The 15,055-nt window shown below is 51.5% G+C and carries 17 protein-coding genes and 1 pseudogene; 11 read left to right on the forward strand and 7 right to left on the reverse strand.

The window, feature by feature from the left end; translation table 11 throughout:
* Positions 1 to 45 precede the first annotated feature (45 nt).
* The gene (locus SK62_RS03595; protein ID WP_047719254.1) at positions 46 to 324 is read left to right on the forward strand and encodes a hypothetical protein; all 279 of its coding nucleotides are present in this window, start codon (positions 46 to 48) and stop codon (positions 322 to 324) included.
* A gap of 30 nt (positions 325 to 354) precedes the next feature.
* On the opposite strand, the gene SK62_RS03600 is transcribed toward SK62_RS03595, so the two are convergent.
* The 3 genes from SK62_RS03600 to SK62_RS22775 form a co-directional block, all read right to left on the reverse strand.
* Positions 355 to 1,548 carry a tyrosine-type recombinase/integrase gene (locus SK62_RS03600; RefSeq protein WP_047719223.1) on the reverse strand — a complete coding sequence of 398 codons (1,194 nt, stop codon included), beginning with the start codon at positions 1,546 to 1,548 and terminating at the stop codon, positions 355 to 357.
* A gap of 366 nt (positions 1,549 to 1,914) precedes the next feature.
* A complete protein-coding gene (locus SK62_RS03605) occupies positions 1,915 to 2,340 on the reverse strand; it encodes a hypothetical protein (protein ID WP_017382883.1) in 426 nt (141 codons plus the stop codon).
* A complete protein-coding gene (locus SK62_RS22775) occupies positions 2,318 to 2,500 on the reverse strand; it encodes a hypothetical protein (RefSeq protein ID WP_072134569.1) in 183 nt (60 codons plus the stop codon). The genes SK62_RS03605 and SK62_RS22775 overlap by 23 nt, the downstream gene beginning before the upstream one ends.
* 374 nt (positions 2,501 to 2,874) lie before the next feature.
* On the opposite strand from SK62_RS22775, the gene SK62_RS23010 reads away from it, so the two are divergent.
* From SK62_RS23010 to SK62_RS03630, 5 genes and pseudogenes are all read left to right on the forward strand, one after another.
* Entirely contained in the window at positions 2,875 to 3,018 is a 144-nt protein-coding gene (locus SK62_RS23010; RefSeq protein ID WP_015571788.1) for a hypothetical protein, read from the forward strand.
* A gap of 258 nt (positions 3,019 to 3,276) precedes the next feature.
* A pseudogene (locus tag SK62_RS03615) lies at positions 3,277 to 3,945 on the forward strand (isochorismatase family protein).
* Positions 3,946 to 4,167: 222 nt separating this feature from the next.
* Positions 4,168 to 5,343 (forward strand): OmpP1/FadL family transporter, encoded by a 1,176-nt coding sequence (locus tag SK62_RS03620; RefSeq protein WP_045910758.1) that lies wholly within the window; start codon positions 4,168 to 4,170, stop codon positions 5,341 to 5,343.
* Positions 5,344 to 5,406: 63 nt separating this feature from the next.
* Positions 5,407 to 6,036 carry a winged helix-turn-helix transcriptional regulator gene (locus SK62_RS03625; RefSeq protein WP_017692717.1) on the forward strand — a complete coding sequence of 210 codons (630 nt, stop codon included), beginning with the start codon at positions 5,407 to 5,409 and terminating at the stop codon, positions 6,034 to 6,036.
* Positions 6,037 to 6,136: 100 nt separating this feature from the next.
* The gene (locus SK62_RS03630; protein WP_047719224.1) at positions 6,137 to 6,748 is read left to right on the forward strand and encodes an outer membrane beta-barrel protein; all 612 of its coding nucleotides are present in this window, start codon (positions 6,137 to 6,139) and stop codon (positions 6,746 to 6,748) included.
* A 59-nt stretch (positions 6,749 to 6,807) separates the two neighbouring features.
* Here the strand turns inward: SK62_RS03630 and SK62_RS03635 are convergent, their stop codons facing one another.
* Entirely contained in the window at positions 6,808 to 7,206 is a 399-nt protein-coding gene (locus SK62_RS03635; RefSeq protein WP_047719225.1) for a hypothetical protein, read from the reverse strand.
* 171 nt (positions 7,207 to 7,377) lie between these two features.
* Here SK62_RS03635 and SK62_RS03640 point away from each other — a divergent pair, with 171 nt between their 5' ends.
* A complete protein-coding gene (locus tag SK62_RS03640) occupies positions 7,378 to 9,360 on the forward strand; it encodes an alkyl/aryl-sulfatase (RefSeq protein WP_047719226.1) in 1,983 nt (660 codons plus the stop codon).
* A gap of 100 nt (positions 9,361 to 9,460) precedes the next feature.
* Here the strand turns inward: SK62_RS03640 and SK62_RS03645 are convergent, their stop codons facing one another.
* Positions 9,461 to 10,345, reverse strand: coding sequence for an SDR family oxidoreductase (locus tag SK62_RS03645; protein WP_032649406.1), 885 nt, complete (start codon positions 10,343 to 10,345; stop codon positions 9,461 to 9,463).
* Positions 10,346 to 10,406: 61 nt separating this feature from the next.
* The gene (locus SK62_RS03650) at positions 10,407 to 10,796 is read right to left on the reverse strand and encodes a YdeI family stress tolerance OB fold protein (protein WP_003862868.1); all 390 of its coding nucleotides are present in this window, start codon (positions 10,794 to 10,796) and stop codon (positions 10,407 to 10,409) included.
* A 139-nt stretch (positions 10,797 to 10,935) separates the two neighbouring features.
* On the opposite strand from SK62_RS03650, the gene SK62_RS03655 reads away from it, so the two are divergent.
* Genes SK62_RS03655 through SK62_RS03670 form a run of 4 tightly spaced genes read left to right on the forward strand, consistent with a single transcriptional unit; the run spans position 10,936 to position 13,428 of the window.
* On the forward strand, positions 10,936 to 11,439 hold the full coding sequence (locus SK62_RS03655; protein ID WP_015571782.1) for a hypothetical protein: 504 nt from the start codon (positions 10,936 to 10,938) through the stop codon (positions 11,437 to 11,439).
* A gap of 9 nt (positions 11,440 to 11,448) precedes the next feature.
* Positions 11,449 to 11,895 carry a DUF421 domain-containing protein gene (locus SK62_RS03660; protein ID WP_006811854.1) on the forward strand — a complete coding sequence of 149 codons (447 nt, stop codon included), beginning with the start codon at positions 11,449 to 11,451 and terminating at the stop codon, positions 11,893 to 11,895.
* Between the two features lie 11 nt (positions 11,896 to 11,906).
* A complete protein-coding gene (locus tag SK62_RS03665; protein WP_017382875.1) occupies positions 11,907 to 12,425 on the forward strand; it encodes a 2-oxo-tetronate isomerase in 519 nt (172 codons plus the stop codon).
* Between the two features lie 16 nt (positions 12,426 to 12,441).
* On the forward strand, positions 12,442 to 13,428 hold the full coding sequence (locus tag SK62_RS03670; RefSeq protein ID WP_047719227.1) for an SDR family oxidoreductase: 987 nt from the start codon (positions 12,442 to 12,444) through the stop codon (positions 13,426 to 13,428).
* Here the strand turns inward: SK62_RS03670 and SK62_RS03675 are convergent, their stop codons facing one another.
* A complete protein-coding gene (locus SK62_RS03675; protein ID WP_017382873.1) occupies positions 13,429 to 15,054 on the reverse strand; it encodes an alpha-amylase family protein in 1,626 nt (541 codons plus the stop codon). It abuts the gene before it with no gap.
* Position 15,055 lies beyond the last annotated feature (1 nt).

Here is a 15,055-nt window from a genome sequence, read left to right on the forward strand (position 1 = left end):
ACCTTACGGGGCGCTTTATTTTTATTGTCCTTTGGGAGAAAGTTAATGGCTAATAATTTATTTATTACTTACGACCTGATCAAGACCAAAGACTATCCGGCAGTACATAAAGCCATCCAATCATTAGGGGCGTGGGCTAAAGTTACGGAATCCAATTGGTATGTGAACTCGACATGCACCGCAACAGAAGCCGCCAAAAAAGTAAGAGCTGCTATGGATGGCGATGACAAGTTAATTGTTGTTGATGCAACAAATAATACTTTTGCTGCTTATAATTTGAGTGATGCAGTTGTTAATCAGTTAAAAACTGAATGGTCGAAATAACTTTAAGGGGGATATCTCCCCCTTAAAATATTAAATATCGTAATTCACTAACTCAACATACTCCGATAGTTCCTTCATCCTCGCGCCTTTGCTGTAGGTTCTGAATGCTTCGGTTTTCGCTTTCTGTTCGGTGTGTCCGGTGATGGCTCCGATCCGTTGTTCGGGGACTCCCGCGCGGTCCAGGCTGGTAATGAACATTCCCCGCAAACTGTGAAAACACTGCCGATCTGTAGCTGTGGGCAATGTGCTGTCACGTAGTCGGGTGAACTTTTGGCTGTACCACGGTCCCCGTTTACCATCCTTCCGAATGATATTGTTTGACTGTGCCAGCAGATATTCTCCGCTGTGATTTGCCAGATGTTTATCAATAATGCCGATCAGAAGAGAGTGGATCGGAACGTACCGCACCCCTGCTACAGTCTTGGACTTGCTGACAAAGAAACATCTGACACCCTCCAACATTACAATTTCATCCCGTTTGATGCTGGCGATCTCATCAAGTCGCATTCCTGAATACAGCCCAATCAATATGACATCGCGTAGAACGTCATCCGCTTCTCTGATAAGGGTTACCAGTTGATCGGCTTCAAACGGTTGATAACTTTCAATTGTGCGCCGTGCTTCGAGGTTGTGACCGTGAAACGGGTTGCTGTCTGGGATTGCGTCATATCGACGTTTGGCGAACTCGTACAGGCTTCCTAAAGAGGTTAGCCAGTTCTGGATAGTCTGAGGCGCTACCTTCGATTGTTGGCACTCGATGAAGTCTGTGACGGCCCTACGTCCGATCTTGTTCAAACCAATATCAACTTTCCCAATACTCTGGAGAAACACTTCTACGGCCCTCGCTGATTTGCTTAGGGTAGAGAATGCCCGGCGTTCACTATAAACAGTCATGTATTCATCACGGACAGTTGCCAGCGTTGGAACGGGGCCAATTGCCGTTGGTACACTCTTTGCCTGTTTTACAGTGGAGTGGAGGACGGAGAGAGCATTCTGAATGCGGATATCTTCCCGATCAGGGTTCAACATCGCTTTCAGGTTGTTGAACTCAATCAGCATGTGATTTCTGAAGTGTCGCGCCTTGTCGATATCCTTCGTCCCGGTGGACTTTCTCCAGGCTCGTTTGTTGTCGAATATGTGGCGCATGTACTTTGGTACGAAGATTTGGAAAACCCAGATCCCGCAATGACTTTGAAAAAGATACTGATTGTTCTTGATAGCCATGATTACGATCCTATAGGATCACGCTATCAGGTACGAAAATATGTACAATGTTGAGATGGACTAACGAGAGCTTCCCAAGCTCTATACGAGGGTTCGATTCCCTTCGCCCGCTCCAGAATTTCCCCAAGAAGAACCGTTCAAAAACTCTCTTTATTTCAGTAGGTTGCTCAGTAGCGCTGACTAACTTGTTTAGGCGTTATGTCCTGTAGAGCATTGACGTCCTCCCTGCACACGAAATGCAGGTAACCCTCTGACAGTCTTATGAAATCGCTGTGCTACGCTTGTCTTCTAACCTCTAAGGGGCTTAATGGTTTCTGTTGTCTAAAACCAGAAGAGAAAGAGCCAGCGTGGCAGCTGGCTATGTTTTTAGTATGGTGATGCGGTTAAATAGACAGGGACGGAGTAGATCGAGCCACCTGCCAGATAATCCGCAGGGCTGTGAAAGGTGTAAATGGTTCCCTTCACGGAAAGGTAGATCGCATTATTCTCGACCTTCTTCAATGCATCTTTGTCCGTGGTGATCATGAAAGGCTGGTGATCGTTCTCCAGACTCGCCATAAACGCTTTATCATCTTTGGTTACATCATAGAGATAGAAACGGTAGGAAAAGCCTGTGGTGGCTCCTGCACTCGCTTCTGTGATGTAAAGATTAGCCAGATTGTTAACTTTCGCCTTCTTAATAATCACTTGCTCAAGTGGTGAAAAGTGCAGCAAGTTGTATATCCCATAGGCGACAACAGCCAACAGGATCAGAAGTAGATACCGCTTCTTAAAAACCTGTGCGTTTTGCATAGTCGATACCCGCTCTTATCCAGTACTGGTCGTTAGGATCATCACCGTAAGGCGTTGAGCCAAACCAATCACCAAAAGCCGGATCCGTTGTTCCTGCGCGGCTTTGCGCCCATCCTGCGCCACCGTCATCTTTAAGCCATAGGTAAGCTGGAATAGCCATTTTCACTTTTTCCTCATGCTGTTATAAAAAAAACCATAGAGAAAGTGTACCTATATGTGAGAGAGCAATAAACGATTAAATCTAACAAAATCATTAATTTAAATGTGATTAAATTTGAGTTAAGTTAAATTAAAGGGAAGGTAGGCATTGCACCCTCTCGATTATTGCAAAGCCCGTATGTAATCTGGCAAGGCTTTCAATTGGCTATCTTTCATCGCCGGAACAGGAATACCCCTATCAGTCTTTCCTGTACTGGCGTACCTGCTTCCCCCTTTCGTTCATTGTTATGATCGGTTGTCGGCATAACACGCTAAGTTGCACATTTCCTGCACCCTGGATACCCTGAGATTAATCCTAATAACTCAAGGGTGAGTATGGCTACCGGGAAGAGAAAGAACCAAAAGGAATCACCTGAAGAAGAGTTAGATCGCTTGCTGGATGAGCTTGAACTCACAGAGGAGCAACGGGAGTTTATCGAATCCATGCGGGAGGATAAGGGCGATCCCAGTAGTGAGTAACGCTTGCCTTCAGCCGAACGAATACGAATGGCCGCGTAACGGCATTGTAAAGATTTCTTCTCCTCACGAGGGCTTCCGTCAGCGTCGATGGCTCAGCGTACCGTGCCAGAAATTGTCCTGAAATGATGCGGTATTCAGACCGGATCGGACTACTATTCATTATGATTTATCAATGCATTATACCCTGACCATGTGCATGTAAAATCGCGGAGCCGGGAGAGTTGACGGCAATGTAAAAGAAATCATGAGGAAAGAAATATGGCTGCTACAAACGGTATGATTGATACTGATGACGCTGTAATTTTACTCATCGACCATCAGAGTGGCTTATTCAACACGGTACGTGATGTGCCTGTACCAGACCTTCGTAATTATGTGACAGCGATAGCCAAAGTTGCCACGCTTTTAAATATCCCGGTGATCACCACGGCCTCTGTTCCTGACGGTCCCAATGGCCCGCTCATCCCGGAAATTCACAAATATGCACCCCATGCCGTGTATGTTCCACGCACCGGGCAGATTAATACCTGGGATAATCCGGCGTTTGTGAAGTAAGTGGAAAAGACGGGCAGAAAGACCCTGATTATTGCCGGCACGCTCACCAGCGTCTGCATGGCGTTCCCTGCGGTTAGCGCTGTCCAGGAGGGGTATAAGGTTTACTGTGTTGTGGATGCCTCGGGGAACTGGTCCAAAATCGCGACCGATACCACCATCGCGCGCGTGGCTCAGGCGGGAGCGATCCCTACCGATACGTTTGCCATTGTCGCTGAATTAATGAGAACCTGGAACCGCGCGGAAGGTTCTCGCTTTGCTGAGATCCTGGCAGAGCATGTCTGTCCGGAATATAAGTGCCTGATTGAAAGTTTCGGCAAAGCTCAGGAAATTGCCAGAACAGGCCCGGAAACCAATCTGGAGCATTATAAGTAAGTCCGGATAAACCTGAACATAATTCCTGGATTTTATCGTCCTGTACCTGAACGTATTACAGGTGCAGGACGTAGCGGCGTCGTATTCCGGACGTCGCTGAATTGTCAGAGATATTAAGAGGGGCTGAACCGCGCATAATTTAAAATTAAACCCTCTTCCTTTTTACGTCATCAGGCGCCCCTGTTATATCTGTCGGCAAATTTTTTATTTCCCGGATCGCAGATGAAAACACGACTCCTCCTGTGCGCGGGCTTATTTGCCGCCTCCAGTGCCCATGCCAGCGCCCTCTATTTTTATGAAGCCGGCACCGAAGATACCGCGCTTGCCGGAGCAGGGCAGGCGGCTCGTGCGCAGGACGCCTCGACAATCATGACCAACCCTGCTGGCATGACGCGCCTGCCGGATCATATGGTCACCGGTGGGTTACAGGTTATGGATGGCTCCATCGACAACCAGCTGGATAACCATGCCCATCAAAGCCCCGGCGACGTGATGAAAACCATCCCGAATGCCAGCGCCTTTTATAGCCAGAAGATAAACGATGATCTTTATGCCGGGATCGGGCTTTACGGTAATTACGGTCTGGGGATCGATTACGGTAGCTGGGCGGGCGACAGGCTGATTAAAAAGAGTACCCTGGTTGCAATGACGCTCAGTCCGTCACTGGCATACAAGCTCAACGACCGACTCTCAATAGGGGCGTCCGCCAACGTTAATTACGGTTATTTCTCGCTGACCCGCAACGTTAATGATAATGACTATCGGCAGCATGATGAGGACTGGGCCATGAGCTATCGGCTTGGGCTACTCATGCAACTGACCGACCAGACGCGAGCCGGTATTACATGGAACAGCGAGACGAACTATCGCTACTCTGTTAACGGCAAAGCTCGAGTACAGAATGGTGCCTACGACCTCCCGGTGTCGGCACAAATCAGCGCGCCGCAGCAAATCATGCTCAGTCTTGTGCATGATATTAACCCTCGGTGGTCGGTTATGGGCGATCTCGGCTGGCAGGACTGGAGCCAGTTCGGTGCCCCGCAAATCGTCGTTGGGGATCGGCAACTGAACAACGTCAGCCGCCTGAAGGATACGTGGCACGGCGCGGTGGGCGTGCAGTATCGTCCAACACCTCAGTGGCGACTGAATATCGGTGTGGCGTTCGACAGCTCGCCGTATGAGAGTCAGAGTGATGTGGCCTTAACTTTACCCACCGGGGATGAGTGGCGATTTGGCACGGGAGCCCAGTATCAGATCACCCCGGCCAGCAATATTGGTATTGCCGTGTCGTATCTTCATATGCAGTCGTCTCATGTGAAATCCCCGACGGCGTTTGCCGGAAGTTACGATCATCCTTATCTTTGGTTTGCCAGCGTCAACTACAGCTATCAGTTTTGATCGGCTAACCGCTTAAAATATATGGTCTATAATGGCAGATATTCAATGTCAGAAGGTTGTACCATGCATATTTTACCGCCTGTTCGACCCGAAAGATCCATCGAACGACTGACCGCCATCCTTGAGCCGATAGCGGAGAAAGTGCACGTTGTTCCGCGTAAGCGACTCACCTGGTTACGGAAGGGGAAACAGCAGATGTACCTCTTTCTGGAAGGAGAGCTGTCCCTGCTGCGGGCTTCGGATGGACTGGTGGTAGTGACCGTTTACGAGCCGCATTTGTTTGGTATTGCAGAGATGATCCAGCCTACGCAGGGGCACCTTCTCCGTGCTGAAAGAGAGTCGACTATTTTACGTCTCGATGCGGACAAGGCGGCTGAGTTGTTTCGTGCCGAGGGCGTCTGGGAGGATGTCGCCGCGCTGCTCTCATACCATACGGCCTATTTAATATTCCGTGATGCTCAGGTACTCCAGCAGCGTACCTATTCCGTTATTCGTAACCACCTTCAGGAAATGATTTTGCTCCCGGAAGAGACGCGTTTGCGTACCACGATTCTGGAATATATCCAGGATCGTACGCTGCTCTCTCGCAGCAGTATACTCAATGTATTATCTGCCCTTAAGCAGGGGGAATATATCGCCTTTAAGCGCGGTGGATATCTGCTTGAGGTCAGACATTTACCCGAGTCATTCTAGCGGAAGTTTAAAATTAAACAGAAATGCAATTAACGCTACCGTTAATTTTCTATATCGTTTGCTTTCTCAGATTTAACATTATCAAGTAAACGGTATATTTATGAAAAAGACAGTTATCGCATTGATTATGGCTAATGCATTTACCGCCACTTCCGCGTTCGCCGCCGCTGATGCGGGCACCTGGTATAGCGGGGCTAAATTCGGCTGGTCTCACTATTTTGATACCAATATGGGTTCAAAAGCGTTTGAGAACACGTATTCCGATCACTTTTATTTTAACCATGATAATGTCGGCGGGGGTGTTTATACGGGTTATCAGATTACCCCATGGCTTGCGGTAGAAGGTGGTTATGATTATTTAGGTAACATGCAGATTAAAGGTCAGCATGGCGCCGGGGCGCAAATGAAGACGCAGGGGCTGCAAATGTCTCTGAAGGCCAGTTATGCCCTGACCAGTGACTGGGATATTTACGGCCGTGCCGGCGCAATGGGCTATCGCGCTGAATCCGATGTAAGTGGTCACAATCGTTTTGAAACCGGTGTGCGCCCGCTTGCAGCCGTGGGTACTGAATACGCTTTCAATAAAAACTGGGCGGGCCGCCTGGAGTATCAGTGGGTAAGCAACGTGGGCAATGTTAACCAGATCGGCGTGAGCAGCGACCTGAGTTCCGTCACCGCAGGGCTTAGCTATCGCTTTGGTCAGTACGACTGATGCCCGTGATATGCCCATTAATAAAAACCCGGCTGCTTATGTTGCCGGGTTTTTTATTTTCAGCTGGTGAATAACGGTTCAAGAATGATATGAATATTTTGCAGGCCCGTGACATTATTATCTTTCAGGTATTGCTGATTAACCATATCTAGCTGTTCCAGTTTGGTCAGCGAGGCATAAACGCGTTGAACGGCACTGTCCGCAACAAAAATTTCTTTTGCGGTGGTGTCCTGTAGATACTGCGATTTTACGCTGCGCGTTAAGGTCTCGATCTGCTGTTTATTTTCCTGATAAAGAGACGCGATATGCGATATCTGTACCTGCGGCGGTTTTTCCCCCGGCAACACCAGTGGAATTTGCAGATGATTAATTTTTTCAACATTGTCTGGTTGGGGAGAACTACAGGATGTTAATGTGCTGAGGGTAAATACAGCGAAAAAGAACGGCAGGCTCTTCATCGAATCACTCCGGGAAAATAACTGGACTCAGCATTATCCCTTAAGGATGCAGCGACGAAAGAATAAACTAATTTATTTATAAACGTTATTTCCATAGGTTAAAGATAAGCCTGGTGATAGCCTCCTTTCCCCCCATGTACCGCCAGCGTGAATATAACTCCTCGAGGAAGTATGAAATTTAAAACTCTCGTTAGTGCGATGGCCGTTGCTGGTCTGCTATTAGTGTCGTTGACCTCATTGCCTGTCCTGGCACAAAAGGAAGGGAAGGGAGCCACTGCCCATACGAAAGAGATGAATGATGCACTTTATGGTCAACTGCCCTTCTTTGATAAGACGGATTTCCGCAATGCGCACAAAGGCTTTATTGCCCCGCTGCCACCCGCGGTGATTAAAGGCGAAAAAGGCGCCGTTATCTGGAACCCCCGGAAATACGCTTTTATCAAAGAAGGGCAAAAAGCGCCGGATACCGTCAACCCGAGCCTGTGGCGTCAGGCGCAGCTGAATACTATTGGCGGTCTGTTTGAGGTCACGGAAGGCGTCTACCAGATCCGTAACCTCGATCTGTCGAATATGACGATTATAGAGGGCAAAGAGGGGATCACGGTTATCGATCCGCTGGTGTCTGCGGAAACGGCCAAAGCGGGCATGGATCTTTACGTTCAACATCGTGGCAAACGCCCGGTTGTTGCCGTTATTTATACCCATAGTCATGTCGATCATTATGGCGGCGTGCGTGGCGTAGTCGATGAAGCGGGAGTGATAACCGGCAAAGTGAAAGTCTATGCTCCAGCAGGTTTTATGGAAGAGGCGGTATCGGAAAATATCATGGCCGGAAATGCCATGAGCCGCCGTGCCAGTTATATCTACGGAAACCTGTTAAAGGCCAATGTAAAAGGTCAGGTAGGGGCGGGTCTGGGGACGACCACCTCAGCCGGGACGGTCACGCTTATCGCGCCCACTCACGCCATTACCGAAGACGGGCAGAAAGAGATCATCGACGGTCTCACCTATGATTTTATGCTGGCGCCGGGGTCGGAAGCGCCGTCTGAAATGCTCTGGTATGTGGAAGAGAAAAAGCTGATTGAAGCAGCAGAGAATGTCACTCACACCCTGCACAATACTTACTCGCTGCGCGGGGCGAAGATACACGATCCGCTGGCATGGTCAAAATACATCAATAACGCCCTCGATCGTTGGGGGGATAAAGCGGAAATTATTATCGCGCAGCACCACTGGCCTACATGGGGTAATAAGAAAGTGGTGAAGCTGATGAAAAGCCAGCGTGATATCTACCGCTATATCAATGACCAGACGCTGAGGCTGGCGAATAAAGGGCTGACGAGGGATGAGATAGCCGCTAATTTCGCCCTGCCTTACGGGCTGGCGAAATCCTGGGCAGGCCGTGGCTATTACGGCTCGGTAAGCAACAATGTCAAAGCCACCTATGTCTACTATCTTGGCTGGTTCGACGGCAATCCGGCGACGCTCAATGAACTGCCTCCGGTCGAGGCGGCGAAAAAATATGTCGATTACATGGGCGGAGCCCGCGCGATCCTTGAAAAAGCCCGGGTTGATTATGCCCGGGGAAATTACCGCTGGGTGGCGCAGGTGATGAATAAAGTCGTTTTTGCCGATCCCAATAATAAGGCGGCGCGCGAACTGGAAGCGGACGCGTTTGAACAGCTGGGATACCAGGCTGAGTCAGGACCCTGGCGTAACGCCTACCTCACCGGTGCGCAGGCGTTGCGTAACGGCGTGAAGAGGATGCCGACGCCCAATACCGCCAGCCCGGATGCGGTCCGTGCCATGTCGACTGAGATGATTTTTGACTACTTCGGCGTTCACCTTAACGGCGTCAGAGCCGCGAATGCCAGAGGGATTTTTAACGTTGATCTGGGCCGCGAGGGCGGCAGGTACAAGCTGGAGCTGGAGAATGGCGTGCTGAACCATAGCGCCAACGCTCAGGCACAAGATCCGGATGCAACCATCACGCTCAGCCGCGAAACGCTGAATAAAATCATCCTCAAAGACACCACGTTGAAAAAGGCGCAACAGGCAGGAGAGGTGACGATCGTCGGCAATGCCGCGAAGGTAAACGAAATGCTGCGCTGCATGGAGAGCTTCAGCTTCTGGTTTCCTGTCGTCACCCCTTAAACGTAAAAAAGGCTGCTTTCGCAGCCCTTTAGCATTCGCCTGCAACAATTTGCCGGGTGGCGGCTTCGCCTTACCCGGCCTACTCTGCGCGCCTTGAGCGCTAGATGACGCCATCCCCGCCGTCTGAACACCACACCTGCCCGGAGGTGTATGAACACTCATCCGAGGCCAGGGTGACATACAGCGGTGCGATCTCCACGGGCTGTCCCGGGCGTCCCAGAGGGGTACTCTCGCCAAAGTGTTTCACTTTTTCCTGTGGCTGCCCACCGCTGGGCTGAAGCACGGTCCAGTAAGGTCCCGGCGCTACCGCGTTCACGCGTATCCCTTTCGGTCCCAGCTGTTTCGCCAGCGCTTTGGTAAACACCGCGAGACAGGCTTTGGTCTGCGCATAGTCAAGCAGTACGGCGCTCGGTTTCACCGCCTGTACAGATGAGGTGTTAATGATGGAGGCGGGGGCTTTCATGTGGCGCAACGCCGCCTTTGTGATCCAGAAAGGCGCATAGACGTTGGTCTTAAAGGTCGCGTCAAAATCTTCCGTGGTCAGTTCTTCCAGCGATTCACGGTACTGCTGGCGGCCTGCGTTATTCACCAGGATATCCAGCCCGCCCAGTTTTGAGACGGCCTGCTCCACCAGGTTCTGACAAAAAGTTTCGTCCCGCACATCGCCCGGAAGCGCGACGGCATTCCGTCCTTCCGCTTTAATCAGGGCGATGACTTCCGCTGCGTCTTCTTCCTCTTCCGGCAAATAGTTAATCGCGACATCTGCCCCTTCGCGGGCATAGGCAATGGCTACCGCGCGTCCTATGCCGGAATCGCCCCCGGTAATTAGCGCCTTCTTACCGGCAAGACGACCATGCCCTTTGTAGCTCTTCTCGCCGTGGTCGGGTACGGGTTCCATCTCTGAGGCCAGGCCCGGTGGCGTCTGAGGCTGCTCCGGGAAAGGTGGCGTTGGGTAAGCGTTCGTACGTTGTTCATTATCACTCATAGCTAACTCCTTGTTAGGGGTGAGATTTGATGGATAGTTACAGCGTTAACGCTTCGCTGAATTATTTTTGCAAGTGGCTGACCCGCACTACGGGTGGGGATGATTTTTTATCGAGCGAGCCGCTAATACTGATCATGTTGTCAGGTTCCACGGTTCTGTCGTCAAATACGGCTTTCGGGATAATAACGTCGATTTTCCCGGTTTTATCCTGGAAAACGTATTTATCGCCATTGCCATCAATAAGATTGCCGCGCAATGAAATAGAGGCACCATCATGCATCTCTTTGGCCTGAGTAATGGTCATAATGCGCGCATCATCGGTACCACGATAACCGCTGTCCAGCGCATGCGGCGGTGGCGGCGCGTCACCCTTTTGTAACCCGCCGTTATTATCTGCCCATGCAGTAGGGATAATTAATATTAACAAGGCTGAAATCACTGATAATTTCATCTGATATCCTTCATTTTGGATGTCTTGACTTATTAAGTATTGTTGCTATTCCTTTATGTGGCAAATGTGATAAGTCTTAAAAGCATTTGCACAGGAAAATCATAAATTTCGGCAATTAAGCGAAACGGTGACCACAGCCATGGAACCAAAAAATGAAAAAGTGCCTGGGATAAAAGAGAGTAGCCGTTTACTGACGTTTGAGTATGCATTTCGCCAGGTGGGTTTTATTGTGCTGTTAGCTATTATCGTGGCCGCGATAGCCGGCCTGTTTTCCAGCGGCGCGGTCAGCGACGTGGAGAAAACAAACGAAGCAAAATCCCTGACCCTGAGCTATGAGCGCTTCGGTCGCCGCCAGACCGAATCGCGGATGGCACTGACGTTTCCGGTGACGTCTGAGGGGAAATATACCCTCAGCATGACCAGCGAAAGCAGCGACGCATATGAGCCCGGCAGCGTCTGGCCACAGCCGGACAGCATGTACAGCCGGGGGAATACCCTGTTTCTCGTCTACGATCGTTTACAACAGACCGATAAATTTACCGTTTTGTTATTCATCACGCCGTCAAAAGCAGGGAAGTGGACAAACAGTATCCGCGTAAACAACGAGCCAGATATCCATTTCTGGCAGTTTATTTACCCCTAGGAGTCGAATATGGACATGGTTTTTCGTGCCCTGGCAATTTACCTGTTTCTGGTCATTGTGTTTAAAGTTGCCGGGCGACGCGCTCTGCTACAAATGACCAGTTTTGACCTTATTTTGCTCTTAATTATCAGCGAGGCGACACAACAGGCGCTGCTTGGCGAAGATTTCTCCGTCACCGGAGCAATGATTACAATAACGACGCTGGTGGTTGTGGATATTATTTTTGGCCTACTGAAAAAATATTTTTCCACTGTTGAGAATATTCTTGATGGCACGCCGGTGATATTGGTGGAGAACGGTGTTCCCCTTGCCGATAAACTGAAAAAGGTCGATGTATCCTGTGATGACATATTGGTATCAGCCCGTCAGAATCACGGTATTACAGAATTGAAGGAGATTAAATACGCTATTCTTGAGCGTAATGGTCATATTTCTATTATTCCTGACGAAAATTAAGGGGCAACGCGATGAGCAACCTTATTCACGACAGCAACAGCACCATCAGCGAGCTGACGAAAAAGCTCGCCACTCAGCTTACGGACAGAGGTTTGCGGTTAACCACCGCAGAGTCCTGTACCGGCGGCAATCTCGCGGTTGCGCTTTGTGCCGAAGAGAACACGGCGGAATTTTATGACGTTGGCATGGTGGTGTTCAGCGATGCGGCGAAGGAGAGGATCCTCGGCGTGCGGCACGAAACCATTGAGCGCTTCACCGCCGTCAGTGAACAAACGGTGACCGAGATGGCCGCTAAAATTCGCGAAATTGCCGAGGCGGATATCGGCCTTGCCATCAGCGGCTATGCGGGACCGGAAGGCGGAGACGATGGCACCGCAGCCGGTACGGTCTGCTTCGGCTGGAATATTCGCGGAAAGACGGAAACCCGCACCGTGCTGTTTTCCGGTGAATGTCAGGATGTGGTGGATAAAGCGGTGCGTTATTCCCTGTCTGAACTGATCGAAATACTCTCCGGCTGGGATAACGTCTGAAACAAGGGGAAAGGCTATGGCTGTGATCGTTATTACCGGCGGTACGGCGGGCGTGGGGAAAGCCACGGCGCTGCACTTTGCCAAAGCGGGCTACGATGTGGGCATCATTGCCCGCGACGAGCAGAGCCTGCGCTCCACAGAAGAGGAGTTGCGCCGTTTTGGGATCAACGCCCGTGCCGTTCAGGCCGACGTGGCCGACAGCAAGGCGGTGACCGATGCTGCTAACGAGATTGAATACCGGCTTGGGGCCATCGATGTCTGGGTGAATAACGCTATGGGCGGGATGCTGGCGCCGTTTCGCACCATGTCCCCGGAGGAGTTTCGCCGCGTCACCGAGGTGACCTATCTGGGCTATGTTAACGGCACCCGCGCCGCGCTGGAGTTAATGACCCCACGCGATCGCGGAACGATTATTCAGGTTGGCTCCGCGCTGGCCTACCGTTCCATTCCCTTGCAGTCAGCCTACTGCGGGGCGAAAGCCGCGATCCGCGGATTTACCGATGCCGTGCGCACCGAACTGATGCATGAAAACAGCCGGGTGCAGATCGCAATGGTACAGATGCCAGGCCTCAATACGCCGCAGTTCGAGTGGGCGAGGAATAAATTTGCCTTGGCGATGCGCCCGGTTCCTCCCGTTTTTCAGCCGGAAGTAGCTGCCAGCGCTATTTTTAAGGTGGCGCAGAAACCGGTGCGGGAACTGTGGGTGGGCAGCAGCACCGTCCAGTCGATTGTCGGGCAATTTCTTTTCCCCGGCTTTCTGGATCGGCTGATGGTTAAAAAGGCCTGGGAAGGGCAGATGACCGATACGTTAAATGCGGATGACCGTCAGGACTATCTGGATCAGCCGGTCAACGACCTGCATAAAATCCACGGGCACTTCACCGACGAAGCAAAAGAGCGCGCTATCAGCGTCACCTCCGGCATGCCGGGGAAAGTGCTGCTCGGCTCCCTTGCCGTCACGGGCGCGATCGTGGCCCGTCTGCTGCTCTCGCGGAGACGATAATCAGCGCAGTGCGGTACGATCGGTCCAGAACCAGCGGTAGCCATAGCCGCTGAGGTTAAGCGCGACGGTTTTGCCGCACACCAGCGCGTCGTCGTAGCGTTTGTCCGCCAGGCAGGCGGTCCAGGTCGCATGCCGGATCCCTCTGGCGGTAAAATTAACGGGCTTATCGCTGAAGTTAACGAAGGTCAGAATGCTGCGCGTGTCGGTTTCGTAATAGATCCCCAGTACCGCATCGCTGTCGATATTAATAAGACGAAACGGCGCGACGCCGATCTCAGGGAACTCCGAGCGCGTATTGGCGATATCGATAATGCAGTGCAGGAGTGAGTTGCGGTGCAACAGCGAATCCGCCACGTTGATTTTTTGATAGCGGTACGGGCCGTGGTCAATCATCGGGGCGACAAAAGTTTCCGGGTCGGCATCTGAGAAACCGCCGCCTTGCGATCCGGCCCACTGCATCGGGGTGCGTACGGCGTAACGCTCCTCAAGATCCAAATCATCCCCCATGCCAATCTCATCCCCGTAGCGCATGACCGGTACGCCCGGTAGCGAAAACAAGACCGCATGGCAAAAGGCCAGCCGCTTTCGATCGCCATTAAGCATCGGCGCCAGACGGCGGCGGATACCTCGCTGATACACACTCATCTCTTCGTCAGGGGCAAAGGTATCGATGACGGTCTGCTTCGCTTTTTTTCCTATCCCTTCCAGATCCAGCTCATCATGATTGCGCAGCCAGTTGGCGAAGCAGCAGGAGTCCGGCGGCACAATCATCTTCTTCACCGCGTTGCGCAGCGGTCGTGCGCTCTTCTCTGCCAGGCTGACGTAAAAGTACTTATTGAGCCAGAAATTCAGCACCAGGTTGAGCCGGTCGTTCTGACCAAAATAATCTTTGTAGGCCTCGACCTCCACGTCGACTTCGCCGAGCAGGATCGCGTCCGGGTTACGCTGCCCGATAAGACGGCGCAGATGCTCCAGGATCCACAGGCCGCGTTTTTCATCCCCACGTCCGGCCTGTTTTGTCAGGTGCGATGCCGCATCCAGGCGAAAGCCCGACACCCCGAGCTTTAGCCAGAAGATGATGATGTTCTCAATCTCCTTTAGCACCGCAGGGGAGGCCAGATTGAGATCCGGCTCGTGGTGATAAAACATATGCCGGTAGTATTGCCCCGCCTCGTCGTCCCATGTCCAGATGCTCTTCTCCACGCCGGGGAACATCGGTGGCGTATCGTCGTCGTCCGTGTCGGACCACAGGTAATAGTCACGGTAGGGTGACTGGGGGTTGCGGCGGGCCTGTTGAAACCAGGGATGCGCATCCGAGGTATGCTGGATCAGCAGCTCAATAATGACCTGCATCCCCAGCTCCCGCGCCTGTTCAATAAAGGCGATGATATCGTTGAGCTTGCCGAAGCGGGGATCGACCTGCAAATGGTCGCTCACGTCATAGCCTTCATCGAGAAAAGGCGTGAGGTAAAACGGGGTGATCCAGATAACCGTCGCGCCCATCCGACGGATGTAGCGCAGCTTCGCGGTGATTCCGGCGATGTCGCCACAGCCATCGCCGTTAAGATCGTAAAACAGGGCGGTATCAATCTGGTAAATAATGGCGCGTGTATGCCAGCCTGCCATA

It is taken from the genome of Enterobacter sp. BIDMC109 (assembly GCF_001037885.1).
GTDB lineage: Bacteria > Pseudomonadota > Gammaproteobacteria > Enterobacterales > Enterobacteriaceae > Enterobacter > Enterobacter hormaechei_C.